Origin of the sequence: Bacillus cereus group sp. MYBK216-1 (assembly GCF_051916495.1) — a bacterium.
Lineage (GTDB): Bacteria > Bacillota > Bacilli > Bacillales > Bacillaceae_G > Bacillus_A > Bacillus_A thuringiensis_K.
The window spans coordinates 793,187-818,329 of sequence record NZ_JBQAGT010000002.1 but is presented as its reverse complement, the minus strand read 5'-3'; the positions used below and the strand labels follow the sequence as shown (position 1 = coordinate 818,329).

Genomic DNA, 25,143 nt, shown 5'->3' with positions numbered 1-25,143 from the left:
TAACTAACTGTAGAGAAAGAAAAATTTCATTTAGTGGGTACTTCAAAACCTTAGCTTAATGGCGATGGGTTCACCATATCAAAACAAGAAAATTGTGCGTATAGACATATTTTTCAACCGCTTCCTGTACGTTAAGGGAATCGTTATTTTTTTACAGTTTTTTTATTATGAAATTCAAAATAACTAATTATAATAGGTGAAAAAACAATCAATAGTTGGGTTACGGAAAGGATTCGAATTTACATTCTTTCTCAATACATATTATGGATAAATAAAGTAAAATATGGGTTAGGGTTATGTCTCATGTTGTGTTAATACTAACAATAACTAAGGGTACATAATATGCTTTCATACCTTTGAATAATTTTGTTATAGGAGGGATGGAGATTTAAATGGCTCAAATTGTTGGTATTGATAGATACCTTTGTACTGGGGCTTTAATCTATATGCGTGAGGGTCTTTCCCTAGGTCTTGTCAGGAAGAAGTAAGGAACAGTAAGCAAACACTTATACAATATGAATAGAGGAGAAGAATGCCATATGAAAATACGTAGTCAAATTACATGTGCAAGTCTGGCCCTTTTAATAGCTGGAAGTTCCCTGTTATATACAACACCAACCTCAATTGTAAAAGCAGAGCCCACTCAAAATGTATCTAGTTCGTTACAAACAAATACGCAACGAGATCGTACTTCCGTCAAGCAAGCAATGCGGGATACATTGCAACTTGGATACCCGGGGATACTTGCTAAAACTTCTGAGGGTGGAAAAACGTGGGGGTATGCCGCTGGAATAGCGGATCTGAGAACCAAGAAACCAATGAAAACAGATTTTCGCTTTCGCATTGGGAGTGTGACGAAGACGTTCACCGCAACAGTTGTACTTCAATTAGTTGGAGAGAATCGCCTGAAGCTAGACGACTACATCGAAGACTGGTTGCCTGGTGTCATTCAAGGAAATGGATATGATGGTAACAAGATTACTATCCGGGAGATATTGAACCATACAAGTGGTATCGCTGAATACTCAAGGTCAAAAGACGTTGATTTTACGGATACAAAAAAATCGTATACGGCTGAAGAGTTAGTGAAGATTGGGATCTCTCTTCCCCCAGACTTTGCTCCAGGAAAGGGCTGGTCTTATTCAAACACAGGATACGTATTACTGGGTATCCTTATTGAAAAAGTAACTGGAAACAGCTATGCGGAAGAGGTTGAAAATCGAATTATTGAACCACTTGAATTGTCGAATACATTCCTACCAGGCAACTCAAGTGTTATTCCAGGCACTAACCATGCCCGTGGGTATGTCCAACCAGACGGAGCAAGTGAGCTAAAAGACGTTACTTATTATAACCCAAGTGCAGCTAGCTCTGCTGGAGATATGATTTCTACGGCTGAAGACTTAAACAAATTCTTCTCTTACTTGCTCGGCGGCAAATTACTGAAAGAACAGCAACTAAAACAAATGCTTACTACAGTTCCTACAGGAAAAGAAGGAATCGATGGATATGGTCTTGGAATCTATGAAACTAAGCTTCCAAGCGGTGTCTCGATATGGGGACACACAGGTGGCATTCTAGGGTTTACTACTCTTGTTGGAGGTAAACTTGGAGGCAAGCATACGTTGGTCGTCAATTGGAATAGTTTGGGTAGAATTGGCAGTCCTAATCCTTTTAAAAAAATTTTACTTGCTGAATTTAGCAAGTAGGAAAAAGGAGAAATTTATCGTAGTTTTCATAGTTAAAAATATACTTTTCTGGTTCAAAAGCCCCAACTTATTTTCAAGAAAAATTTGGGGCTTTTTTTGTTTTGGTGGTGTTTATTCTTAAGTTGATGGATGTGTGGTGCTACCTCAAAATATAAAAAGATTAGGAGTAAATCCTAATCTTTTTATTTATACATATTTTGTTAGTTATATATATCACTATCAATTCCAAAACGGGATATTTTGAATAAATGAAACCGTCAAAATAAGTGTTGATGCGGAACCAGCAGTTACTAAATTTGCTATTTTTCGTACATTCTGTTCTTTTGAAGGTTTTATAAGTTCTGTAATTAACACAATCCATATTATGATAGAAACTATTGAAATAATATTTATAGACATATGTAACACATCCCTTCTTGTTTTCACATAAATATTGCTTCTTTTATAAAATAAAAGCAATTTAACAAGAAAATATGTAACGCATTAAAAATCAATATTTTCCTGTTAAACCACCTTTTTTAAATAGAAATACGACTGATAAAACGATAACAACAGCCTTCAAACTGCCCCAATATGGATAAATAGCATGATCAGTTAGACTAGCATGCTGAAAAATATTCTCTAAACTGAAAATTCCTATCATGACTGCTAAAAGGAATGAAGCTGATCCATACGTCCTTTTACGATAGAGGGTAAATAAATAGACTGCGAAAATTAGTGGTAAGATGATTTGTAGTACGATTATCATAGTTCGTCCCCCAGATTATTTATAATTATATTATATACAAAATTGTAATAAAAAGGAATAAAACTTATTTGATACTAACAGAACTACTCTAATCATATTCTTCTATAAAAAAGAAGAAAAAGGGGTGTACAGTTAATTGACAAAAGTTAAAGTTAGTTTACGACCCATTGTTCATAACGTAAATTTACCAACTGTATTGAAAACAACGATACTTCCAGGTGAATCGACCGAAAGACTATTTATCGCAACTCAATTAGGAGAGATTTTTTACATAGGGGACGGAGTTATAAAGACATTTTTAGATATTCGTCACCTAATTATTAAATTAGGTACATTTGAAGAAGGTGTTTCTAGTAGCGGTTATGATGAACGCGGATTGCTAGGACTTGCGTTCCATCCACAATTTTATCAAAATGGGTTATTTTATCTTCATTATTCAGTAGCCGGAACTCAAGGACCAGGTGCACTTTCTGAACAATTTAAACCGAATCCTTGTGACCCTAAAACGTTAAATTTAAAGTGGGTTAATAGAAATACGCAATATGATCACATTGATACAGTGGAAGAATGGACTTTACAATCTAATGGTCAAGCTCAAAAGCGACGAACATTACTGAATGTAAGAAGACCATTTTTTAATCATAACGGAGTCAATAGTTTAAACTTTTCACCTGAGACTGGAAAACTTGTTTTTACAAATGGAGATGGTGGATCAGGTTATGATCCATTTAATTTAAGCCAAGATGATTTAGAAATAGCAGGAAAAATAATTGAAATCGATGTAAGTAAAAATACATTTATAAATAACCCTCCTGTAGTTACACGCTTTAATGAACTTCCTTTATCTATACAAGAAACACTTACAGTAATTGCAAAAGGAGTACGTAATATAACCGGCATTTCATTTCAAAGGTTTTATAATCAATATATCAAATACGCCGGAAATGTCGGACAAGATATTGTAGAGTCTATTTTTTCATTTGTTCAATATAAACCTATACCGGTAACAGAACTTGTTCAAATGCATTTTATGAGGTTAACTCCCAATCAAGATGGGTTTATCAATTTTGGGTGGCGAGGATGGGAAGGGGATTTACCTACTTCTTTTATACGACATTGTTCTGAGAATCAGACTTTGGATGAGAGAACGACGGTTTATTATGATGAAACAATACAAACCTCAGTGAAGCGTATTCTGCCTCTACTTAGTTATTTTCATAAAGATTCTAGAACAGATAAGTTTGGAGGAACTTCACTTACAGGAGTTCAGCCATATATGGGAAATGCAATTCCAAATTTAACAGGTAGCGTTGTTTTTACTGACCTTGCGAAGAAAGGAGAATCCCAGTCTCCAATTAAGGGTGTTTTAGCCTATACTAGAGCAGGTACAGACGGTAAACATGCTGACTTTTATGCTATTGAAACCAATTATGATTTTGGTACGCAAGCAGCTTATTATATGAGTTTAGGAACAAATTCGAATCAAACTAAATTATATTTAGGAGTTTACAGTTCTATGAAAGTAACTGATTTTAACAAAGGTACCATTTTTGAAATTATTCCTTGATACGATATAAATTCTCAGTTTAAAAACATAAAGAGTTTATTCTGCTTCCAAAACGCACAACTTGACTTGTCCCCCTAAAAATCTTCAATCTATAAGTATCTATTTTATATAGTGATTTATAACTAGTAGAAAGCAACTCATAAACCATAAGTGTATGAATAATATAGAAAGTAATGAATGTGGTATCTTTAGGGGGGATTTTAATGAATTGGTTTGTACGTTATTGGTATCAACTGATGATAGAACATGATACGAGCTTTGTTCATAAAAGAAAATTGTCCCTTGCGAATAAGTTAGTACTTACAGCTTTGATGAGTGCATTAGCCACCATGTTTCAAGCAGCTGGGAACTTAGTTCCTGGTATAGGTTTGCTCATTAGTCCGTTTTCGACATTACCGATTTTTTTTGCTATTTTCTATTCTATTCGTGAGGGAATACTTTCTTATATTCTTACTATTTTTCTATTATTTATTATTGAGCCCAGTGAACTAATTGTCTTTCCTTTTACTACAGGCTTATTAGGTCTAGCCTTAGGAGTATCCTTTTTAAAATTAAAGAGGAGAATATGGATTGTTTCTTTTTCAGCAACTTGTCTACTTATAGGTATTATGATCGTTCTCGATGTTTTCCACTTTCCGGTACTTGGTCCTGCTGTTCATACAACTATGGATATAAAAATTATTTTATCAATATTTATAATGAGCTTTCTATACTGTTGGATTTATGCAGGTTTTTGCAGAATAATGATGAATAGATTATATAAAGTGTTGTATTAACAATGGCATAATGAGGATTGGAGATTGAATTCATGACTAACGTTGCAGTTAGACGACCGAATTTGAATGATGTAGATGAACTATATTTATTTTTCCGTATAGTTATTACGAATACATACAAAAATGAAGGATTGTCACAATTATTGGATGACATAGAAAATGAAATTAACTCAAAAAAGCAGTATTTGAAAAGTGATTTTGATAGTAACGGAGAAAGTCGTTACTTTTTATTAGCAATTGATACAAGTAACAATAAAATCATTGGAACAATCGAAATCGGTCCAGCAAGTACATTGATTAATAGTTGTACAGGTGGTGTACTTAAAAATTTGTATGAAATAGGAACTGTATTCATACTTCCGGAGTATCAAAGAAAGGGAATAGGGAGTTTATTACTACATACAATGTTTCTTACATTACTTAGCAGAGGGATAACAGAATATTGTTTAGATAGTGGATATAAAAATGCGCAAAGTATATGGACGAAAAAGTTTGGAAAACCTAACTATGTATTGAAAGATTACTGGGGAGAATCCAGTGATCATATGATTTGGAAGAAAAGTTTACATGATACACCTATAATATTTGAATTATAAAATGAAATATGCCTCTGAACATAGCTTTTCTTACTTATGTATGCTATTATTTATCTTTATAATAAAAGAGGACGTGAATGAACTTGATTAAAATTAATATTCCTGAAGCTGATGTTTCAATTACTGAACGTAAACAAGTTATTAAAGGAGACGAGCCAATCGTTACTCCAATTAATGGATTTATCGATTTCCACTTGTTCCCTAGAGATAAAGGCGGCATTTTTATGTTTTACAATATTAATGACGAACTTCTTTTCGTAGGTAAAGCTCGTAAAATTAGACAACGTATTAAGAAGCATTTTGAAGATAATGTTTCACCAATTAAAAATCACCGTGATGAAGTATACCGCATTGATGCATGTATCGTAGAAGATCCAACAGAAAGAGAAATTTACGAAACATATATCATTAATGAATACAAAGCGAAATATAACGTTGATAAAGTATTCTACAAATAATCAACATTAATAAAAAACAATCCTAGCTAATATGCAAGGATTGTTTTTTATTTAGATTTATTCTTCATATCTTTCTCCTTTTTTCAAATGATTAGCAGCAACAAAACAGATTACACCTATAAATATAAGTACAATACCAACCGTTTTATGTTTTCCCTCAAAGAAAGGAATATTTGAAATAACATTTGTCATACATAGTCCTAAAAATACAAAGATAGGGCCCACCCAAAGTAATACATTACCGAATTTTGTGTGCTTCCACATAATAACCCTCCTTAACCCTCTTTACATATATATCCATAAATAAAAAGTAAATTCATAGAGAAATATAGTTTTTTTCATATCGAAAATTTAACCCTCATATATTGGTACAAGCAAAAGAGAAAGGAGACCATCATGAATTGGTTAGAAGCTTTCATACTAGGTATAATTCAAGGTTTAACAGAATTTTTACCAATCAGTAGTACCGGACATCTTTATTTAGGAAGGCATTTGTTCCGATTAGATGAGGCTGGCTTATTTTTAGATACGATGCTGCATATTGGGACTTTACTTGCGGTTTTTATTTATTACAAAAAAGAATTTATATATTTAATTAAAAACCCATTTTCAAAGCTCATGTTATTACTTATCGTTGGGACAATACCCGCAGTTGTAATTGGTTTATTGTTTAAAGACTTCTTTGAAGATATTTCAAAAACAGGAATCACGATCGGTTGGGAGTTTTTAGTGACCGGATTCTTTCTCTACATGGCAGATAAACAAAAGAATGGTCGTAAAAAAATGGATGACATAACATATAAAGACGCATTAATTATCGGTTCATTTCAAGCTGCTGCTATTTTTCCAGCCATTTCCCGTTCTGGAATGACAATTGTCGCTGCATTATGGAGAAAATTAGACCGTGAAACTGCTGCTTACTTTTCTTTTTTACTATCGACACCAGCCATCGTTGGAGCTATCATTTTGCAATTTGTAGACGTTTTTCAAGGGAAAGCAGAATCTATTTCTAGTACATCTTTAATTGTCGGAACGTTATCAGCAGCGTTTTTTGGATACATAGCCGTTTCATGGATGATTCAATATTTAAAACGTCACTCCTTAAAAGTATTCGCGTATTACGTATGGGGATTAGGTATTTTAATTTTAATGTTGCAATTTACTGATGTATTTTAAGTATAATGATAAAGAAGTTAATTAGTTTAAGATCCTGTTTCATTCATACAAGGCAGGATCTCTTTTTATTAAGGGGGAAAATATGTTTAATAAGGCTATCGTTATTGGTGGAAGTATGGCAGGAAAGTTTGCAGCAAAAGCATTATCAACTTCTTTTAAAGAAGTAATCATTATAGAAGCTGATGAAAGGTGGGATGGAAAGTCTTCGAGAAAAAGAGTTCCACAAAGTAATCATCCTCACGTGTTATTAAAAGGTGGAGAAAACGCAATTGAAGAATTGTTTCCTAATATTACGAATGAATTAATAGAAGGGGGTAGTATTATAAACAACTTTACGCGTGATTTGAAATGGCATCAATTCGGTCTATGGAAACAACCGTTCATAGGGGAAGTACATATGATTCAACAAAGTCGTCCTTTGCTAGAATGGCATATTCAAAAACGAATACATCAAATTTCAAATATTACTATTAAATATGAAACATTGGTTAAAGGGTTATTGGTAGATGCAAAGCTTAACAAAGTGTGTGGAGTAAAAGTTAAATATTTAGAGACAAACACACAAGAAGAAGTTCATGCGGATCTTGTAGTTGATGCGAGTGGATTTGGCTCAAAAAGTATAGAGTGGCTACGAGAATACGAAATTAAAGTACAAGAAGAGAAAGTTCGTATTGATTTATTTTACGCAACGAAAATGTTCAAACTTAAAGAAAATGAGGAGTTAGACTGTTGTAATATGCTAATGTCTCCTAGTTTCCCTGATAACCCTTATGGCGTTCTTATTCAAACGATAGAAGATAATCGTTATTTTGTTACTTTTAGTGGATACGCAAATGAGAAAGCACCACAAACAGATGATGAGTTTTATGATTTTGCTGAAAATCTATCAATTTCTAATGTTACAGACTTCTTAAATAAGGCTGAGGGAATTACTGATATAAAGACATACAAAATTCCTTATCAAGTACGCCGGCGATTTGATTTAGTGAATAATGTACCAGAAGGATTATTAGTTATTGGAGATGCGCAATGTCGTTTTGATCCCGTTTTCGGCCAAGGTATTTCAGTTGCTGCTATGGAGGCTCACCAATTGCAATTACTTTTGCAAGATAGAAAACAACTTGATAAAACATTTACACAACAATTTTATAAAAAGGCAGCTACTATAATAGAAACCGCTTGGGATATGACAACAACAGAAATTTCACGTCACCCGCAACTAAAGAGAGAATTAACTACAAAACAAAAATTTCAGCTATGGTATACGAAACAAATATATCGACTATCTGCAAGTAATTCTGATGTTTATATTCGGTTAGTACGAGTGATGAATTTAATTCGTAGTCCATTTCATCTTTTTCATCCGAAAGTGCTACTAGCTGTATTACTTAATCGAAAGAAATAGCAGGAATATAATTGATTAAAAAAGAATGTATAACATTTAGTAAATCAAGAAGGAGAATACGGGATGGAAATATACATAGAGCAACTAAAGAAACAAGATGCTAAGGATTTATATACGTTTGAACTTACGAATAAATCTTTTTTTGAAACAATGGTACCAAATCGTGGCTCAAAATATTTTGAATTTGAATATTTCCAAAAACTACTAGACGATTTATTAATAGAACAGGTGGATGGAAATTCTTATTTTTATTTAATTCGTAATGAAGAAAAAGAAATTGTAGGACGAATCAATTTAGTAGATATAGATACAGAAACTCGAATTAGTTCGCTAGGGTATCGGGTCGGAGAAAAATTTACTAAAAAAGGAGTTGCAACAGCAGCCGTAAAATTAATTTTAGATGTAGCGAAAAATAATGAAATTACTGAAGTTCATGCTAAAACAACGACTAATAATCTCGCATCACAAATTGTACTAGAAAAAAGCGGATTTTCTTCTTATCAAAACGAATCAGATGTAACATCTGTAGAATTACATGGAGAACATGTGAAGTTTGTACACTATATTTGGAGAAATACTTCGCGCTTATAATAAGGAGGACTTATTCATGAATGATTTACGTTATCCAATTGGCCAATTTACATACAAACGTCCTATAACTGCAGAAATGATTGATACATGGATTCAAGAAATTGAAGATTTACCTAATGAACTAACAAAGGCACTTAAAGATTTAGATCAGAAGCAGTTAGATACACCATATCGCGTTGGAGGTTGGACTGTACGTCAAGTAGTTCATCACGTCGTTGATAGCCATATGAATAGCTACATACGCTTTAAATTAGCACTGACAGAAAAGAATCCAACTATTAAGCCGTATAAAGAAGAGAAGTGGGCAGAGTTACCCGATTCGAAATTACCGGTAGATGTTTCACTAGTAATGCTAGATTCATTACATAAAAGATGGGTTAACCTGTTATATTCTCTAAAAATTGAAGATTTAGAAAAGACATTTAACCATCCTGAAACTGGTGAAACAAAACTTGCTGTTGCAATAGGACTATACGCATGGCATGGTCGTCACCATACCGCTCATATTACTTCTTTAAGAAAGCGTCTAAATTGGTAACATGGAGATTATATTAGAGAAGGCGACAGAAACTGATGCAGAAGTTATATTTCAAATGCAAATAGACTCATTTAGCTCTTTATTACATAAATATAAAGACTATGAAACAAATCCAGCAAATGAAACTATCGAAAAAACTATTTGTAGAATAAATCATGTAGACGGTGGCTTCTATAAAATAATAGTGGCTATGAATCTTGTTGGAGCGATATGCATTTCACAAAAAGAAACACCCTCTAAATTTTGGATCAGTCCAATGTTTATTCACCCGAGTTATCAAGGAAAAGGAATTGCCCAAAAGGTACTTACATTAATTGAGGAAATGTTTCCTGAAGCAACGAGCTGGAAACTTGCTACTATTTTAGAAGAAGTGAAAAATTGTTTTTTGTATGAAAAGATGGAGTATAAAAGAACAGAAGCTAAAAAGAAATTAAATGATAAAACTACACTTGTTTATTACAAAAAAGAAAGGTAAAGCATACAAAATACGCTTTACCTTTCTACATTATTTAAGATTAAATATACAAAAATAATGTATATTCTTCCAAAATACTCGGGTTAGTATTTTTTGAAATGAATAAAAATACAAAAACCACTACTTTGTCGTAAAGGTTACTAACGCTTTTTGAATGCTTAAAATACTATCGTCACCTTTAAATTCTTTCGTAATTGGATCCTCCATACTAGACACCCAAATTTTAAGTTCTGCATCTAAATCAAAATGCCCAGCCGTTTCGATGCTATATTGTGTAATACTTTTATAAGGAATAGAATGGTATTCTGTTTTTTTGCCAGTTACTCCTTGTTTATCTACTAAAATAAGACGACGATTTGTAAATACGATTAGATCACGAATTAATTTATAAGCATGCTCTACTTTTTCATCGTCTAGCATAATCTTCTCTAAATCACGTTCTACACTTTCAGAACTCGTATTTGATGCATTTCCTAAAATACCGCTAAATAACCCCATATTAAATTCCTCCTTTAATATATGTGGAATGAATTACTTATATTGTAACATGTTACTCTCAAAGATATTATGACTTTACTTTAGTAGTTTCTGGTTATTGTTGTAATTAGTTTATATAACCTCATCTTAAAATCTTATGCTAATATGGAATTAAGAAAAAAGAAGCAGAGGGATATAGCATGAAGAATACCGGTTTAGTATTAGAGGGCGGAGGAATGAAAGGTTTATATACTGCAGGTGTACTCGAATATTTCATGGAAAAGAACTTATTCTTTCCGTATGTAGTCGGCGTATCAGCTGGCGCCTGTATGGGAGCAACCTATTTGGCGCGTCAAAAAGGGAGAAATAAGAAAGTAAATACAGAGCTAGTATCAGATTACAGGTATATATCTTACCGAAACTTAATTCGAAAACGTGAATTATTTGGGATGGACTTTTTATTTGATGAAGTACCTAATAAAATTGTTCCATTTGATTTTCAAACTTTCTTAAACTGTAATGAACAATTTGTTATAGGGACGACTGATTGCGAATCAGGACAAGCTGTTTATTATAATAAAAAAGAACATGGAAATGAAATTTTAAAAATCATCCGTGCATCCAGCTCAGTGCCGTTTATAGCGCCTGCTGTAGAGTATGATAATCGAAAATTGCTAGATGGAGGAATTATAGATCCTATACCGGTTTTAAAAGCTCAAACTGATGGTTATGAAAAGAACGTTGTAATTATGACAAAGCCAGAAGGATATGAGAAGCAGCGAAATAAATTTTCTGGACTAGTTAAAATTCTATATAGAAAATATCCAAAAATCGCAGAGAATTTAGTAGACCATTATCGTTTTTATAATGAGACAATATCTTATATGAATCAAATAGGACAAAAAGATAACTTTTATATCATTCAGCCTAGCGTACAACTTCCAATAAGCGGAATAGAAAGAAATAAAGAAAAACTCATTAATTTATATAATCTTGGCTATACAGATGCTAAATACCATTATGAAAACTTATTAAATTGGATAGAGAAATAAAGGAGGAGAAAGTTGAAGTTAGGAAAACGAATTATTTTTAAAGAATTGCAGAAAATGCATAGTCTACTGAATAAACCGTTTTCTTATCGTGCTACAGCAAAATTGCAACGAGACCTAAAAAGTAAATTTACCGAAGATGATTGTATAAACGCTGATTTTAATCATTATTGGATGCATACAGCAGCTACTTTAAATTCTATACTAAATGGAAACGAACAGAACATTACGTTTCAACAAATAAAGTGGTTAAGAAAATCGTTTTTTGAGTGGTTTCCGCAATATCGTTTTCTAGAAACAGAAATTGTGAATTATCCCATTTTGTATAGAGATTTCATAAGTTATGAGAAGACCAGGAAGCTATTACTTTATTACCTTACTGAATAAAAGCGAAAACGTACAGGTTACATTACTTGTACGTTTTTTTGTTCATAAAACATTCAATATTAACAACTAGTTTATATAGGAATTCTAACGAGAAGAAAGAAGTACACATAATAGAATGATGCAGGGGAGGAGAGAGGAATAGCTGTTTTGCTTTAAGTTATTGTCCAACTCGAATACAGTTAGTTATTTATGTTAAAATATTTCGAGTGAAATCAAGCTTTTAAGGATTTCATTGAACATTAAACAAAACAAGTTAGCAACGTAGAAGGGATAACATTAACATGAAAAACGTATCAAATATAGATAAAGTAGAATCAATAAAATCTTTACAGTCAACAATTAGTAAACTTGAAAATGCCTTATCACAGATGACTCAAAAAGGATCAAATACTACTTTAGTGAAAAAAAGACTCAAAGCAGCTAGTATCGGCTTAGCTATGTTAGAAAGTGTTTGGAAGCAAGAAACTCATAATTATACTCAGGAAGATTTAGCAGAAGCTCGTAATGTTCTGATTGGTTTGCTTCCATCAATTGAAAAGATTTACGTTAAGTCAAAGCTTGGTAGTCCTCAAAGAACGCTTTTAGAAAGAAGAATAAAATCGTTGGAACTTTCTATTCAGGCAATTGATTATTTTTCTAATAAATAACTTCGCTAAACAAATAACTTACGACTACTTTTATATAGGGATTCTAATGAAAAAAACTACATATAGAATACTACAAAGGAGGAAGAGAGGTGACTACAATAATCAGTCCTAAGTTAGAGAAGCTTAAAAATCAATTAAAGAATGGAAACGAAAAAGCTCTTTATACTTTTTTGCATGAAATAAAGTCAAATCACACGCCACTAATAGAACAATGCCCTGCAGATAATCAGTATAAGCTTATAACGTATATATGGTTAGGGGATCAAAACACTGAAAACGTTTATGTATTCGGTAGTTTTCCTGGTTGGGATTTGTCTGTAAATCAATTACAACGATTGTTACAGACAGATATTTGGTATGTAACGTTTAGGACGGATAAGAGTTTTATTTCAACGTACTATTTTTCAGTAAACGATGTTTTCGAAAATGATTGGATAAAGCGTAGTGAACAGTACGAAATAGACCAATTTAATCGAAATACATTTGGAGAAGGTACCAATAAAGCGTCTGTGTTAAACATAGGAATGGAGGTGCAATATAGCAGTCGTTTTCCTTCAAAGGATTATCCATCCGGAAAGATTGAAACATATTCTTTTTATAGTTCGATTTTAAATAACACACGCAAAATTCATATTTATACGCCTCATGATTATTCTCACACTTCACATCTTCAAGAACTTCTCATTGTATTTGATGGGAATTCATTCATTCATTCAGAGCCTTTCAATTGAAAAAACACTTAATTATTTAATTTACGAAAAAGAAATCCCATCTTGCATTGCTGTTGCTATAGATCCTGTTGATCGATTAGAAGAGCTAACTTATAACGATAAAATGAATACATTTTTAACAAAGGAATTACTTCCGTGGATTCAATCTAAGTATCACGTTTATCAAGAAAGGAATCATACAACAATTGCTGGTTTCAGTCTTGGTGACCTAGCAGCTTTTTATGCAGCGCTTTAAAATCCACATGTTTTCGGAAACGTGTTGTCAATGTCTGGATCCGTGCATTGGAAAAAGGATGGTTATGAAAATCAAATTTCATCTATAGATTTAAATGCGACTCAACCTCATTTTTATATTGCAGCAGGAGAACTCGAAAACAAACCTCTTTTAACGGCTAATAGACGCCTGTATAAAGCTTTAAAAGAAAAAGAGTATCCAGATTACTTATGAAGAGTTTCAAGGCGGATATGACGGTATTTGGTGGCGAGAAAAGTTATTTGATGGATTGAAAGCATTGAAACGTACAAAAACGCTACTATAAAATGTAAAGAGGAGAGATTCTATGAATCAAGAAGAACTAGATAAAAAACTAAAAAAGCAAGAGATTTTAGTAAAAGATGAGAAAGTTTGGACATTTACGTATGAGGACCATATTAGTTCTATCGTAAAAGAAGCAAAAAAGAAAGGGTCTTTTGATAATTTACCTGGTAAGGAGAAACCTCTAAATCTAGATAAAGATCTTTCGTACAATCCTGAAAAGCAACTGTATAGAACTTTGAAAAATAATCATGTATTACCTAGGTGGATTGAGCTTTCAAAGGAAATTGATGATTTAAAAGAAAAGCTAAAAGAAAATACAAATACGGCAGAAGCAGCGGAATTAATTCGAACTATCAATAAAAAGGTTTTAGAGCATAATTTACTTTGTCCGCCAAGCGCGCAAAAAATGAGGGTGAAAATGGATTTTTAACGATTTTCAATTAAGCTATCGCTTGCTATATAATTAAGTTAGGCATTTTCAATTCATTACTAAAGGGAGGCAAATGTAGTGAAGAATACGTATCAACTTCAAATTCCGAAAGAACTAGAACAGTATCGTAGTATTTTAGAAGAAAGTGTGAAACCGTATGTTAAAGTGTCTGGAACATTAGCAGAGACAACCCTTTTTGAAAGTAAGTTTGGTGGTTATCCGTATTTACCTATAGATCAAGAGCATCCTAAAGACTCAAACGGACAACCTATGATGCTACTTGCGCAGTTAAACCTTGAAGAAATACCAAACATTGAACATATGCCTCAACATGGAATGTTACAGTTTTTCATAAGTGCTGAAGAAGATCTTTTTGGAGCAGATTTTGATCATCCCACAAGCCAAAAAGACTTTCGAATTGTTTATCATTCTACAATCACAGCGGATTTAACTAAGGTGATTACTGATTTTAGTTATTTAAACACTTTAGATTTAGAGAATTTTATCGTACCCGAAGCAGCAAAACTAAAGTTTGAGTTGGCATATCAACCAGTAACACCAAGAGATTATCGATTTGAAATGATTTTTAGTGATAACATTGATTGGGAAGAAATTGTTGATGAAGAAAATAATATAGAATTAGGCGAACTGTATGATGATTTATGTAAAGATCAAGGACATAAAATTGGCGGATATCCATTTTTCACACAGACAGATCCGAGAGAATGGGAAGAAAAATACCAACAGCATGACATATTATTGCTGCAAATCGATACAGACGATTCATTAAATATTATGTGGGGAGATTCTGGTGTTGCTAATTTCTTTATACGTAAGGAAGAGCTGTTAAATCTAGATTTTTCCAATGTCATTTACAATTGGGATTGTTACTAGAAGATATAAATAAAATAATAGCAAACAAAAAATCTTCCTGAAGGTAAGGGAAGATTTTTTTATATTAAAAATAAACGTTATGTTAACTAGAATAAAAAACAATGAGTGTAATGAAAGTCAAGCCTAAATAACAGAAATAACAACAAATAATGTAAAGTTGTAAAATGTGTGCAAATAGCAATCAATTCATTAAGTAAAACATAAAATAAAATCACTAATTTATATTTTGTATAGAAATAATTTTTCTGTATAAAAATTTCTTGCCGATCAAAAATGATTTGGATTCGTTAAATCTCAAGCGATTATTGATTAAGATTTGCTGTGATGAATTTATAACAAATAAAAACGATAAAAACTGAAGAAATTTGTTTAGATAAGATTTCATGTGAATCTCACTAAAAATCTCTGTTACGTCTCATTAAGTATAGTTTACTTGGTTTTTGATACCTGTAATCGATTTGTTTCTATAACTTCCTATAATATATATTATGTTAACTGGATAAAAGTAATAAACTTATTATATGTTAGTTTAGATTGTTACGCTTCCCTTTTCATCGGATTCATTCTGTGTAATCGATTGTGTGCTTATTTGTTGTTGTTTTATGAGTTGTTGATGATAATGTCTCCAGATATAAATTATATTTAAGACAATAAAAAATGCAATTCGTTTTAACTGAACGCATTAAACGAATTGCATTGATATGATTACGAATAAGTTCTTAAAATTAGTTTGCTACAGCAATTGCTTCAATTTCAATTAATAAGTTATCTTTAATTAACTTAATCTTTTCATAATCTCTTTTAAATTAATTATCATTTTTTAGCCAACGTTTGAAAGCCGATTCGCTTATTTCTAAATTTGAACAAGTTGTAGCATTACATTTATTTTTCATATATTCTTCAAGGAAATTTTGTTTTCTTTGCTTAACGGCAGTTTGAGTTTGTTTTAATTTTCAATCTTGTAATTGATCTAAACTCAGACTTTCTTTCTGAAACACTTCATATTTTCTATGCAAATAAATATCTTTGTCTTTATAAATCCAATTTGAAAATAGTTGTATTGATTTTCTTTCTGTATAACACCATCTGCTGCTATAAATCCTAAAATATAAGCCATATTATTTGACCAAGTTTTAAAATAATCTTCTTTTATGTCATACTTTCTCTTCCAGCTCCCTATAGCGCGCCTTGGAACGTTGTTGTCTGTTAGAACCATACGAATATACCTTGCAGAAACATTAGCAAGCATCGCGATTTCTGAAGTACTTTCCCCTTCTGCATACATATGAATGATTTCAGCTTTTGATAGTTTACATTTTGATTTCTTTTTTCGCTCTATGTGCACTTACATCCTCTCCTTCCTTTCTTTTATTAGAGACATATTTTCTTCTATAACACACAACGAAACGTATGTTCTTTGTTGCGTATAAGAAGGAATTTACTAAATAAAAACAATTTACAACATGTACTTAATATTTGTTTTAGCTGCCACTTTGCGATTTGTACTTTATAGATACGAATAATGAATTTGACGAATTTATGATGAAAGGTAAAATGATATAGTTTAAACTACAAATAGCTACAATAACCACATACGTAAATTGTTAATCGTAAAAAGGAGAACTGATGAATAAGAAATATACAAATCAAATTCATACTGATATGAGTTTTAAACCGAAAGATATTATAAGTTTAATGACGGATTACTTTAAAATGAAATCAAAGCTGCGTCCTATAAAGGATTTGCCTATCGTTTTATCAAATAAAGATAATGAATCGTTTGAGAGTGTTACATGGTTTGGCCATTCTGCTTCTCTTTTGAAAATAGAAGGTAAAAAACTATTATTAGACCCTATGTTTGGAGATGCCTCTTCCCCATTTCCTTTGTTTAATAGTAAACGCTATAGTGGTGCTTTTTCTTTAGAACGTGATGACCTTCAAGAAATTGATGCGATTATCATTTCTCATAATCACTATGATCATTTGAATTACAAAAGTATTATGCAGTTAAAAGATCGCGCAAAGCACTTTTATGTTCCAACTGGAGTTGCACAATATCTTATTAAATGGGGTGTTTCACCTAGTAAAATTAGTGAGCATAATTGGTGGGACGAAATTACGTTTGATAATATTAAGTTAGTATGTGCGCCTGCAAGGCATTTCTCTGGACGTGGTATGACAGATAGAGATTGTTCATTATGGTGTTCATGGCTTATTCTTGGTCAAAAGACTAAAATTTTCTTTAGTGGTGATAGCGGTTATGCCCCTCACTTTAAGGAAATTGGTGATAAATACGGTCCATTCGATCTTACATTAATGGAATGCGGACAATATGATCCGAGGTGGTCTGCTATTCATATGTTGCCTGAAGAAACGGTACAAGCCCATATTGATGTTAAAGGAGAATTACTTCTTCCGATTCATTGGGGTGCTTTTACGTTAGCATTACACGAATGGAGTGACCCGATAGAACGTGTTACACAAGAAGCCAACCGTTTAGGAGTGAAAATTACAACACCACAAATTGGCGAATCTATTACGTTAAAATCTACAGACTATCCTTTATCAGCTTGGTGGAAGGAAATTTAATTTTAAAACATAAAAAGAGCGAATCCTCTTATAAAGAATTCGCTCTTTTTTCTGTATTTAAACTTATTTTACTATATTGGATCTCCCACTATCTAATACTCTATTTGCTGGTACACTGGACATTTCAACCATTGTATTCATACTCTTATCAGTCAGTTCAATGAGTTCGTTTTCATGTTTTATTTTATTTAAATCCCACACCATCCCATGAAATTCATTATGTTGACCACTTACCTGTATAACGCTTTTTGTTTTATTTGAAGGCTGTATTTGAAGGTTTGTAAATTGATTCCCACTAATTTCATTTGGCGTAGTTACTTGACTATCCATATAAATCATATTTACACAGTCTTCTAAAGAAAAGTTCATAAAACGATTGGCATTTATCCAAGCTTGTCCGGTGCTCGGTTTTTTCGCTACTAATTTCAGTCCGGTTTCCATTCCTACAACTTTAATATTTTCGAAGTTAACAAACGAAATTTCATTTTCTTTTCCAGCAGAGTATAAAGAAATTCCGGTACCTTTATTCGTTTCCGTCCAATTGATAATATTTATATCTTTTATTTGTGTTTTGTTCCAAGTGTTATAATATTTATTTTTACCGTCTAAATAAATAACTTCAGAGTTAAATTTAGGATCGTCAATAGCTATATACGCTCCTTCAATGGATGCGTTTTTCTCTAGTTCTAAAACTCTAAAGTTTCCCTCAACTACAAATTGGGATCCATAACCAAATAATAATTTCACACCTTTTTTAACAATGATTGGTGACGTGATTTTATACTTTTTATCATCAAGCAATACAGTTTTAATTTTACTAGACTCTGCTTTATTAATAGCAGATTGTATTTTTATTGAATCATTTTCCCCTTTAAAGTTTTCTACATACAAGTTAGTACTTTTAGCTGCATAGTCTTTTTTGTTGTATTGATAAAAAGCAAAAATAATTAAAACTATACCAATGAGTAAAACAATTATTTTCTTCATCGTACTCACCCCATATCGATTAATCTATGGCTTTTATATTTAGGTTATTATTATTTTGCTTTGTATTTCAGATTACCATTGCTGCTTTGTCTATGATTGAATTATATTATGTAGGATTTAGTAAACTGTTTGCTATACTAATACATCATTCTTATAATGTATTAATTTATGATTTCATAAAACAAAAGTCTGCTTGTACATAATGTAGTAATCACTTCCTCTATCCCTAATAAGCTCTTACTGGTGATATAAGATGTACTGCTGCAGATTGCTCTCCTGCTTCAATCAATATCGGTCTCATAGAACCGCCAAAGCTTAAAGTAATCGTTTCTTCTTTTATTGCTCTTAAAGCATCAACCATAAAACGCCCATCGAAAGATATATTTAATTGTTTTTCACCTTGAATCGCATCTATCTGTTGTGTTTCGGATATTTGCCCAATTTGAGAAGCGTTTGAAGAAATTTTAATTGTAGATTCGTTTATGATTTCTAAGTTAACATTGTTATTGGCCCATTCACTTGCTAATAAACTTGATCGATCTACACCTTGTAATATCTTTTTTCTATCTATGTTAATAATCGTTTTAAAGTCATTTGGAATAAGGTTAGAAATATTAGGATATTTCCCTTCAATTAGTCTTGAATATAATGTGGTTGTTCCGAGCGTAAATATAATATGACTCTCTGAAAGGTAGATATATACGAATTCCGAATTGCCGTTCATTAATTTTAGAAGTTCACTAATGGTTGCGCTTGGTACAATACAATTTGCTTTTACATCTGAGGAAAGCAATGTTTCGCGTATAGCTAGTCTATGTGAGTCAGTTGCAGCACAAATGAACTTATTATTAGATAACTCTATATGCACCCCAGTAAGAACAGGTCTAGATTCATTTTTTGCTACTGCAAAGACTGTTTGTTTAAATACTTCAATCAATTGCTCTGTCTCTACTTTGATTTCTGCATGATTATCTATAAGCGGTACATTCGGAAACTCATCTGCAGGAAATCCATTTAAACTTAATGTGATTTCTTCTGATTGTATCTTAATAATTTGCTCATTCTTACTTTTTATTGCTATATCACTTGGCATTTTCTTTATTATTTCAATGAAATACTTTGCAGGTACAACAATAGTTCCTGCCTTTAAAATAGTTGCAATTTTTTCGTCTTCAATTGAAACAGGAATGAATTTTTTAATAAAAATATTCGAGTTACTTGCAATTAAAGTAATTCCAGATTGATCTGCAGTTATTTTTATACCAGATAATATAGGAATTAAAGATTTTGTTGATATTGCTTTGTTGACTTCTGAAAGTGATTGAGTGAATTGTTTGTGATTAACGATAAACTCCATGTTTTCCCCGCCTTACATAAGATAATATTTTTATGAAGATTGATGAACGATTGTTCCGTTAAAAAAATAAGGTACTGTTTCTTTCTTTTGTAATAAATCTAGTAAATGTTCTGGTATGCGTAAATATGGAGCTGCTATATGTAATTCCATCCAAGTAATCTCTTCGATTTCTTTTGGCCTTGATATATATGTCTCTCCGCCGATTATTTCGCCTAGAAAATTAAAGAAAATTGCATGATGATCTCTTTCCTCAAAAAAGGCTTCGCTGATAGAACAAATCCCGTTTACATTTATATGTAACCCTGTTTCTTCTTTTACTTCTCGAATTACTGCTTCTTCTAATGTTTCTCCTAGTTTAACTGCGCCACCTGGTAATGTATAATAAGAACCATTTTCCCCTGTGTTTTTTACCATTAAGATCTTTTCATTAGTTTTATCGTACAAAATCGCGTATGTAACATTAACTTTTTTCATATGTACCTCCTCTATTTTAAATAAAAGGAATTTTCTGTCTTCTATTCATTCTACCATTAACTCCTTTTAATATATATAAGTTAGTTAAGTCTTGCCTTTACCACTATTGTTGGAGTTAATAAGAATAGGCTACTGATATAAAAAAAGAACGTACCTTAGGAAGATTATCCAAAGTACGTTCTTGCAGTTTTAGTATAAAAATTGATTCAATTAATACTGAAATTAATATTAACCTCGCCCTTATTGCATTTGTATTTCAAATACTAACGTTAACAAATTCTATATACTTTTTAACCGTTTTTCTAAATAATAATGATTATGTCCTTTCGGATGATCTTCACTTACTCCAATTACTTTATATCCATGTTTCTTATAAAAATCAGGAGCTTGGAAACTAAAAGTATCTAAATTAATTAACCTACACCCTTTTTCAATTGCAAATTCTTCAATAAGTTTTATTAACTTGCTTCCGTAGCCTTCATGCCTATATTCTTCAGAAACCCATAGAAAGTCAACGTGTACATGGTGCCAAAAAATTATTGCTGTTACCCCACCTACGATTTCTTCTTTTTCATTTCTTACTATGAAACTAACCTTCTCTGAAGGGGTTTTTTCTTCATCTGCAAGATATTTTTGATTGTATTCAATCACTTTCTCTCTTATGTAATCACTATCTTCTTGTACCCACTGCTGTACTATTTTCATTTTAAGTGTCACACTCCTTTTACGATAGCTATTCAACTTCATAATTCTAATGTCCTGTCTAAATAATAGTCGTAGATGACTAATACAATTGTTTCATTTCACTAAAATAAAAAAGCCCTACTACCTTTCATCTGTAATAAGACTTATATACGTTGTGTAGAATCCAATTAATCTCAATGAATGTAATTGCTCAAAAAAATATTAAAATTGTTCAATTCTTTTTTATGAAAACTTCCGTTATTTCAACACCTTAGGAGAATAGTCCAATTGTATCACTGCGAAAAAGAATGAACATTCCTAAACCAATTAGAACAATTGGAACAATAATATAACAGTTTTTCTCAAGTACTTTAGCTAGTATAGGAGCTTTTAGCAATTTGTAGCTAATAAAACACCATATCGCTATCATGAAAAAAAAGATAACTAATGTAACGATATTTGTTTCAAGAGTTTGACTAGCAAACATTGGTATATAAATCGAAATATTGTCAGCTCCATTAGCTAATGTAATTGAAGCTACTTTAAATAATGAACCAGTAACGTTATCGATAACTTCATTACTTTTATAAGAACGAAGTGACAACAGTCCTTTAACCCCCATATAAATTGGCACGAATCCTAATAACCCAATCCACGAAACAGGAATGAAAAAAGAGCTTAAAGACCCAACGATACTTAGAAAAACAATCATACTAAACCCAAAATATTGTCCAATAACAATATAAAGTTTTTTTCTCATAACTTTTTCGCGGACAGCTCTACCTTCTTTCCTAATTACTTCTGTTCTTACTTGTGAAAATAAAACAAGCAGTATAAAAATGTCATCAATATTTGTTGTAGCGAATGCCACAACAGAAGAAATTATGGTTGTAATCAATATAAGCCAACTACTTTCATTGTAAACTTATAAGAAAATAATGGTCTATGAATGAAGTGCACGTTCCATCACAAAGTTGGTTAACTGTAATTTTCTAAATGTTTTTTAACAACATGTTAGTTCCTTTATAAAACAATATGAATATTCTACGTATCTGCTACTTAGTTCATTAAGAAATAAACAACTTTATTGCTTCTCAAATCATTTCATTTTAAATTAAATAACTCTATTCTCTCTACACAAAAAAAGAGACCTATATTAGGACTCTTTTTAGTATTAAGCTACTTTCCGATGTAAATGTTTTAGTTCCTTTTTCTTTTCTGCATTTGGTGGACGAATTAATATTGAAATAATAAAGGAAATAACACTTAAAACACCGATTATAATGAAAGTTGGTTGAAATCCCCCGAGTATCGCTCCAATAAATGATCCTGCAAGCGCACCAAATCCGAAACCTTGGTAGACAATCCCATAATTTGTACTATGGTTTTTTAATCCAAAGAAATCTCCGACAATAGCTGGGAATATAGTTATATTACCGCCGAAGCAAAAGGCGACACTTGCTACACAAGCAAAATAGATTCCGTAATTTAGCGGAATAAAACTTAAAGTAAAGACTGACAAACCTATAATAATAAACGTTGCAGAGACAATTTTCATGCGGCCGATTTTATCTGATAACGTCCCAAGAATGATTCTACCTACTGTATTAAAGATTGCAATCATAGCAACGGCGTTTGCAGCGGTTGCTGCGCTAAGTCCAACGAGTTGTACGCCGATATCTTTTACCATACTTATTAAATACAAACCACCCATACACGAGGTGAATAACATAAAAAATAGGAGATATACTTGTTTCGTTCGCATCATTTCACGCGGAGTATAGTCATTGTGTAATGTTTCAGTTACAGCATTACTTACAATTGCCTCACGTAAGAAGAACGATCCGATTAATACTAAAAGTAACACGATAATACCCCAATATAAGAATGCTTGTGATACACCAAGGTTATCGATAAGATTTCCGTTTATATACCTAAAGATTAAGCTGCCCATTCCATATGCTGATACAGATATACCTGAAATAAGCCCTTTCCGATTTGGAAACCATTTAATTAAATTAGATAGTGATGTAATATAAGCCGTTCCATCCGCATAACCAACAACGACACCAGCTAATAAATATAATAGTGGTAAGGAAGAAACTTGTGAACTAAGTATTAAGCCGAGTCCTAAAACAATTCCTGCAGTAGCAATAAGTTTCCGAAGTCCTAATTTTTTCTGCAATTTTGCTGCAAATAAAGTTGAGAATGATAAAGAAAAACTTGTTATGGAGAAAGTTATCGCTACTGAATTAAGATTCCATCCAAACTTACTTACAAGGGGTTGATTAAATAAACTCCATGTATAAATTGTTCCAAGGCCAATTTGAACAATGATTGTACCTAGAACAATTAGTAACGGATTTATAGAAGTTTGTTTCATACTAACTGTCCCCTTCTTTTATCTTGACATGAATTTTCACAGTTAGTATATCCATCATAAATTGTAAGATACTGTACGGAAAATGGTAATTAAGTTCATATACACAAAAAGACACTTCATAAAGAAGTGCCTTTTTGCAGGTTATATCGAATGTTTCTAAAGAAAGCTTTGTTAAGATAAGACATTTTCAAATGCTTATGTATATATGTTATCAAATAATTTATTATATGTGATGGGACTTAAGACGTATTTTTCATTCATCATATAGTCGGATGAAAAATTAATATTCGATTTCATCAAAATCCTTCGGCTGCGGTACAGTTTGCATATTTGCTGCATCTTTAGGATCGCTGTAAATTGCATTTTGCTCTGTATTTACATCTTTTATATTTTGTTTTTTATTTTTGCTCACTTTATCTTTCACTTTCAATCACTCCTTTTTGTTATAGGATTAATTATGCCCTATTACCGCTACTAAATGTATCAGTGACTAAATTGCTAAATTCACGTAAATAATATAAGTAATTATCACCGCCGTAGTTATATCTTTTGTTATACATTTTTGCAACAACTACATTATATTCAGGTATTACTAAAATAGTCGGTCCAGTAATCCCTAATATTTGATACGACCCTTTTGGAATACGTTCACCAAGCTCACTTAATTGTGCAGGTTCATTTTGGACGAACCAAAACACCCCATTTTGTGGTAGCTCTTTGTTTATAAATGTTGGACTCTGCAAACTCGTAGCGATTTTTATAACTTCTTTTGGAACAATTTGTTTACCGTTTATCACACCTTGATTTAAATGAAGATTACCCCAATAAGCAAATTCTCTAGCTGAGACAAACAGATTTTTTTCAGTACCGTCATCTACTGTACCAATTTCACTAATTGCGTCTTCATTTGGATTATTAACAACGTCAACTAAATTTTCATCTCGCTGAACTCTCCAACCTGTTTCTTGAAAATTAGCAGGTTTAAACACACGCTCCTTTAACAATTCAGGAACACTTTTGTTATATAGCTGGTAAATAAGACGTGTCATCATTCTTACATTAATATCTCTATATGCCCATGATTGTCCCGTCATTCGTTTCTTCTAATCCGTGCGAATGTGTTACTAAATGTCTTATCGTTGTTTTACCAAGCAATGCAGAATCAAAGTCTTTAAAATACTTTGTCGCTTCATCATCAATAGAGTTTATTTTCCCCTCGTAAAGTGCGTATGCTACCATTAAACCTAAATAACTTTTTCTCGCAGAAGCAACGTTGAATTGTGATGACGCGGTTACTTTTTTACTTGTAGAGATATTTGAGTGGTAACCACTATAATGCTCTAGTACGATTTTATTATTTTTTATAATACAAAGTGCTGTAGCAGAACTATGATTTTTTTCTTTAATATTTTCTACCCAAGAAATCAACTTATCGTATGTATACAAATAAATCCCCCTTAATACGTTCGAAAATTAC

At 32.0% G+C, this 25,143-nt stretch carries 27 protein-coding genes and 3 pseudogenes; 17 read left to right on the top strand and 13 right to left on the bottom strand.

All coding sequences use genetic code 11. The features are described from left to right. The first annotated feature begins 539 nt into the window (after nucleotides 1-539). Complete coding sequence (locus ACTFRH_RS09675) at nucleotides 540-1,709, top strand: serine hydrolase domain-containing protein (RefSeq protein ID WP_000702510.1); 1,170 nt, start codon at nucleotides 540-542, stop codon at nucleotides 1,707-1,709. A gap of 219 nt (nucleotides 1,710-1,928) precedes the next feature. Here ACTFRH_RS09675 and ACTFRH_RS09670 read toward each other — a convergent pair whose 3' ends face one another. Together ACTFRH_RS09670 and ACTFRH_RS09665 are read right to left on the bottom strand one after the other, a co-directional pair. Continuing rightward, on the bottom strand, nucleotides 1,929-2,108 hold the full coding sequence (locus tag ACTFRH_RS09670; protein WP_000026327.1) for a hypothetical protein: 180 nt from the start codon (nucleotides 2,106-2,108) through the stop codon (nucleotides 1,929-1,931). A gap of 91 nt (nucleotides 2,109-2,199) precedes the next feature. Then, nucleotides 2,200-2,457, bottom strand: a complete 258-nt coding sequence (locus ACTFRH_RS09665) for a hypothetical protein (protein WP_000587706.1) — start codon at nucleotides 2,455-2,457, stop codon at nucleotides 2,200-2,202. 136 nt (nucleotides 2,458-2,593) lie between these two features. On the opposite strand from ACTFRH_RS09665, the gene ACTFRH_RS09660 reads away from it, so the two are divergent. The 4 genes from ACTFRH_RS09660 to ACTFRH_RS09645 all read left to right on the top strand — a co-directional run bounded on the left by ACTFRH_RS09660 (nucleotide 2,594) and on the right by ACTFRH_RS09645 (nucleotide 5,854). Then, nucleotides 2,594-4,024 (top strand): PQQ-dependent sugar dehydrogenase, encoded by a 1,431-nt coding sequence (locus ACTFRH_RS09660; protein WP_000170008.1) that lies wholly within the window; start codon nucleotides 2,594-2,596, stop codon nucleotides 4,022-4,024. A 203-nt stretch (nucleotides 4,025-4,227) separates the two neighbouring features. After that, nucleotides 4,228-4,800 carry a hypothetical protein gene (locus ACTFRH_RS09655; RefSeq protein WP_001103993.1) on the top strand — a complete coding sequence of 191 codons (573 nt, stop codon included), beginning with the start codon at nucleotides 4,228-4,230 and terminating at the stop codon, nucleotides 4,798-4,800. Between the two features lie 32 nt (nucleotides 4,801-4,832). Next, nucleotides 4,833-5,396 (top strand): GNAT family N-acetyltransferase, encoded by a 564-nt coding sequence (locus ACTFRH_RS09650; protein ID WP_000185963.1) that lies wholly within the window; start codon nucleotides 4,833-4,835, stop codon nucleotides 5,394-5,396. A gap of 77 nt (nucleotides 5,397-5,473) precedes the next feature. Then, entirely contained in the window at nucleotides 5,474-5,854 is a 381-nt protein-coding gene (locus tag ACTFRH_RS09645; protein ID WP_001048944.1) for a nucleotide excision repair endonuclease, read from the top strand. 57 nt (nucleotides 5,855-5,911) lie between these two features. Here ACTFRH_RS09645 and ACTFRH_RS09640 read toward each other — a convergent pair whose 3' ends face one another. Continuing rightward, on the bottom strand, nucleotides 5,912-6,118 hold the full coding sequence (locus tag ACTFRH_RS09640; RefSeq protein ID WP_000265472.1) for a hypothetical protein: 207 nt from the start codon (nucleotides 6,116-6,118) through the stop codon (nucleotides 5,912-5,914). 132 nt (nucleotides 6,119-6,250) lie between these two features. Here ACTFRH_RS09640 and ACTFRH_RS09635 point away from each other — a divergent pair, with 132 nt between their 5' ends. From ACTFRH_RS09635 to ACTFRH_RS09615, 5 genes are all read left to right on the top strand, one after another. Then, nucleotides 6,251-7,030 (top strand): undecaprenyl-diphosphate phosphatase, encoded by a 780-nt coding sequence (locus tag ACTFRH_RS09635; RefSeq protein WP_001104298.1) that lies wholly within the window; start codon nucleotides 6,251-6,253, stop codon nucleotides 7,028-7,030. A gap of 82 nt (nucleotides 7,031-7,112) precedes the next feature. Continuing rightward, the gene (locus ACTFRH_RS09630; RefSeq protein WP_000482045.1) at nucleotides 7,113-8,435 is read left to right on the top strand and encodes an FAD-dependent oxidoreductase; all 1,323 of its coding nucleotides are present in this window, start codon (nucleotides 7,113-7,115) and stop codon (nucleotides 8,433-8,435) included. 63 nt (nucleotides 8,436-8,498) lie between these two features. Beyond that, a complete protein-coding gene (locus ACTFRH_RS09625) occupies nucleotides 8,499-9,026 on the top strand; it encodes a GNAT family N-acetyltransferase (RefSeq protein ID WP_000409248.1) in 528 nt (175 codons plus the stop codon). Nucleotides 9,027-9,042: 16 nt separating this feature from the next. Next, a complete protein-coding gene (locus tag ACTFRH_RS09620; protein WP_000999058.1) occupies nucleotides 9,043-9,564 on the top strand; it encodes a YfiT family bacillithiol transferase in 522 nt (173 codons plus the stop codon). A 1-nt stretch (nucleotide 9,565) separates the two neighbouring features. Continuing rightward, the gene (locus ACTFRH_RS09615; protein WP_000402630.1) at nucleotides 9,566-10,039 is read left to right on the top strand and encodes a GNAT family N-acetyltransferase; all 474 of its coding nucleotides are present in this window, start codon (nucleotides 9,566-9,568) and stop codon (nucleotides 10,037-10,039) included. A gap of 120 nt (nucleotides 10,040-10,159) precedes the next feature. On the opposite strand, the gene ACTFRH_RS09610 is transcribed toward ACTFRH_RS09615, so the two are convergent. After that, complete coding sequence (locus ACTFRH_RS09610; protein WP_000522472.1) at nucleotides 10,160-10,537, bottom strand: PH domain-containing protein; 378 nt, start codon at nucleotides 10,535-10,537, stop codon at nucleotides 10,160-10,162. A 179-nt stretch (nucleotides 10,538-10,716) separates the two neighbouring features. Between ACTFRH_RS09610 and ACTFRH_RS09605 the strand changes: the two genes are divergently transcribed. The 6 genes and pseudogenes from ACTFRH_RS09605 to ACTFRH_RS09580 all read left to right on the top strand — a co-directional run bounded on the left by ACTFRH_RS09605 (nucleotide 10,717) and on the right by ACTFRH_RS09580 (nucleotide 15,192). Then, nucleotides 10,717-11,568 (top strand): patatin-like phospholipase family protein, encoded by an 852-nt coding sequence (locus ACTFRH_RS09605; RefSeq protein WP_000799070.1) that lies wholly within the window; start codon nucleotides 10,717-10,719, stop codon nucleotides 11,566-11,568. A 12-nt stretch (nucleotides 11,569-11,580) separates the two neighbouring features. After that, on the top strand, nucleotides 11,581-11,952 hold the full coding sequence (locus ACTFRH_RS09600) for a YxiJ-like family protein (RefSeq protein ID WP_000765932.1): 372 nt from the start codon (nucleotides 11,581-11,583) through the stop codon (nucleotides 11,950-11,952). Nucleotides 11,953-12,233: 281 nt separating this feature from the next. Then, nucleotides 12,234-12,599 (top strand): hypothetical protein, encoded by a 366-nt coding sequence (locus ACTFRH_RS09595; RefSeq protein WP_000800306.1) that lies wholly within the window; start codon nucleotides 12,234-12,236, stop codon nucleotides 12,597-12,599. 89 nt (nucleotides 12,600-12,688) lie between these two features. Further along, nucleotides 12,689-13,869 (top strand): annotated as a pseudogene (locus ACTFRH_RS09590) (alpha/beta hydrolase-fold protein). 21 nt (nucleotides 13,870-13,890) lie between these two features. After that, on the top strand, nucleotides 13,891-14,298 hold the full coding sequence (locus ACTFRH_RS09585) for a J-domain-containing protein (protein WP_001070929.1): 408 nt from the start codon (nucleotides 13,891-13,893) through the stop codon (nucleotides 14,296-14,298). A gap of 78 nt (nucleotides 14,299-14,376) precedes the next feature. Continuing rightward, entirely contained in the window at nucleotides 14,377-15,192 is an 816-nt protein-coding gene (locus ACTFRH_RS09580) for a YwqG family protein (RefSeq protein ID WP_000799805.1), read from the top strand. 806 nt (nucleotides 15,193-15,998) lie between these two features. Here the strand turns inward: ACTFRH_RS09580 and ACTFRH_RS09575 are convergent. Continuing rightward, nucleotides 15,999-16,537 (bottom strand): annotated as a pseudogene (locus tag ACTFRH_RS09575) (hypothetical protein). 281 nt (nucleotides 16,538-16,818) lie between these two features. On the opposite strand from ACTFRH_RS09575, the gene ACTFRH_RS09570 reads away from it, so the two are divergent. Further along, the gene (locus ACTFRH_RS09570) at nucleotides 16,819-17,781 is read left to right on the top strand and encodes an MBL fold metallo-hydrolase (protein WP_001037077.1); all 963 of its coding nucleotides are present in this window, start codon (nucleotides 16,819-16,821) and stop codon (nucleotides 17,779-17,781) included. A 63-nt stretch (nucleotides 17,782-17,844) separates the two neighbouring features. Here ACTFRH_RS09570 and ACTFRH_RS09565 read toward each other — a convergent pair whose 3' ends face one another. The 8 genes and pseudogenes from ACTFRH_RS09565 to ACTFRH_RS09530 all read right to left on the bottom strand — a co-directional run bounded on the left by ACTFRH_RS09565 (nucleotide 17,845) and on the right by ACTFRH_RS09530 (nucleotide 25,112). Next, nucleotides 17,845-18,768, bottom strand: a complete 924-nt coding sequence (locus tag ACTFRH_RS09565) for a hypothetical protein (RefSeq protein WP_000721071.1) — start codon at nucleotides 18,766-18,768, stop codon at nucleotides 17,845-17,847. Nucleotides 18,769-18,994: 226 nt separating this feature from the next. Beyond that, nucleotides 18,995-20,125 carry a DNA polymerase III subunit beta gene (gene dnaN / locus ACTFRH_RS09560; protein WP_000394490.1) on the bottom strand — a complete coding sequence of 377 codons (1,131 nt, stop codon included), beginning with the start codon at nucleotides 20,123-20,125 and terminating at the stop codon, nucleotides 18,995-18,997. Between the two features lie 30 nt (nucleotides 20,126-20,155). Next, nucleotides 20,156-20,599, bottom strand: a complete 444-nt coding sequence (locus ACTFRH_RS09555; protein ID WP_000757614.1) for an NUDIX hydrolase — start codon at nucleotides 20,597-20,599, stop codon at nucleotides 20,156-20,158. Nucleotides 20,600-20,878: 279 nt separating this feature from the next. Further along, a complete protein-coding gene (locus ACTFRH_RS09550; protein WP_000706900.1) occupies nucleotides 20,879-21,304 on the bottom strand; it encodes a GNAT family N-acetyltransferase in 426 nt (141 codons plus the stop codon). A 250-nt stretch (nucleotides 21,305-21,554) separates the two neighbouring features. Next, nucleotides 21,555-22,181: a cadmium resistance transporter gene (locus ACTFRH_RS09545; protein ID WP_000633412.1), complete on the bottom strand. Its 627-nt coding sequence runs from the start codon at nucleotides 22,179-22,181 to the stop codon at nucleotides 21,555-21,557. A 276-nt stretch (nucleotides 22,182-22,457) separates the two neighbouring features. Next, complete coding sequence (locus tag ACTFRH_RS09540; protein ID WP_000815134.1) at nucleotides 22,458-23,666, bottom strand: L-lactate MFS transporter; 1,209 nt, start codon at nucleotides 23,664-23,666, stop codon at nucleotides 22,458-22,460. Between the two features lie 280 nt (nucleotides 23,667-23,946). Further along, on the bottom strand, nucleotides 23,947-24,090 hold the full coding sequence (locus ACTFRH_RS09535; RefSeq protein WP_000653685.1) for a hypothetical protein: 144 nt from the start codon (nucleotides 24,088-24,090) through the stop codon (nucleotides 23,947-23,949). 31 nt (nucleotides 24,091-24,121) lie between these two features. Further along, nucleotides 24,122-25,112, bottom strand: a pseudogene (locus tag ACTFRH_RS09530) (serine hydrolase domain-containing protein). Between the last annotated feature and the right edge of the window lie 31 nt (nucleotides 25,113-25,143).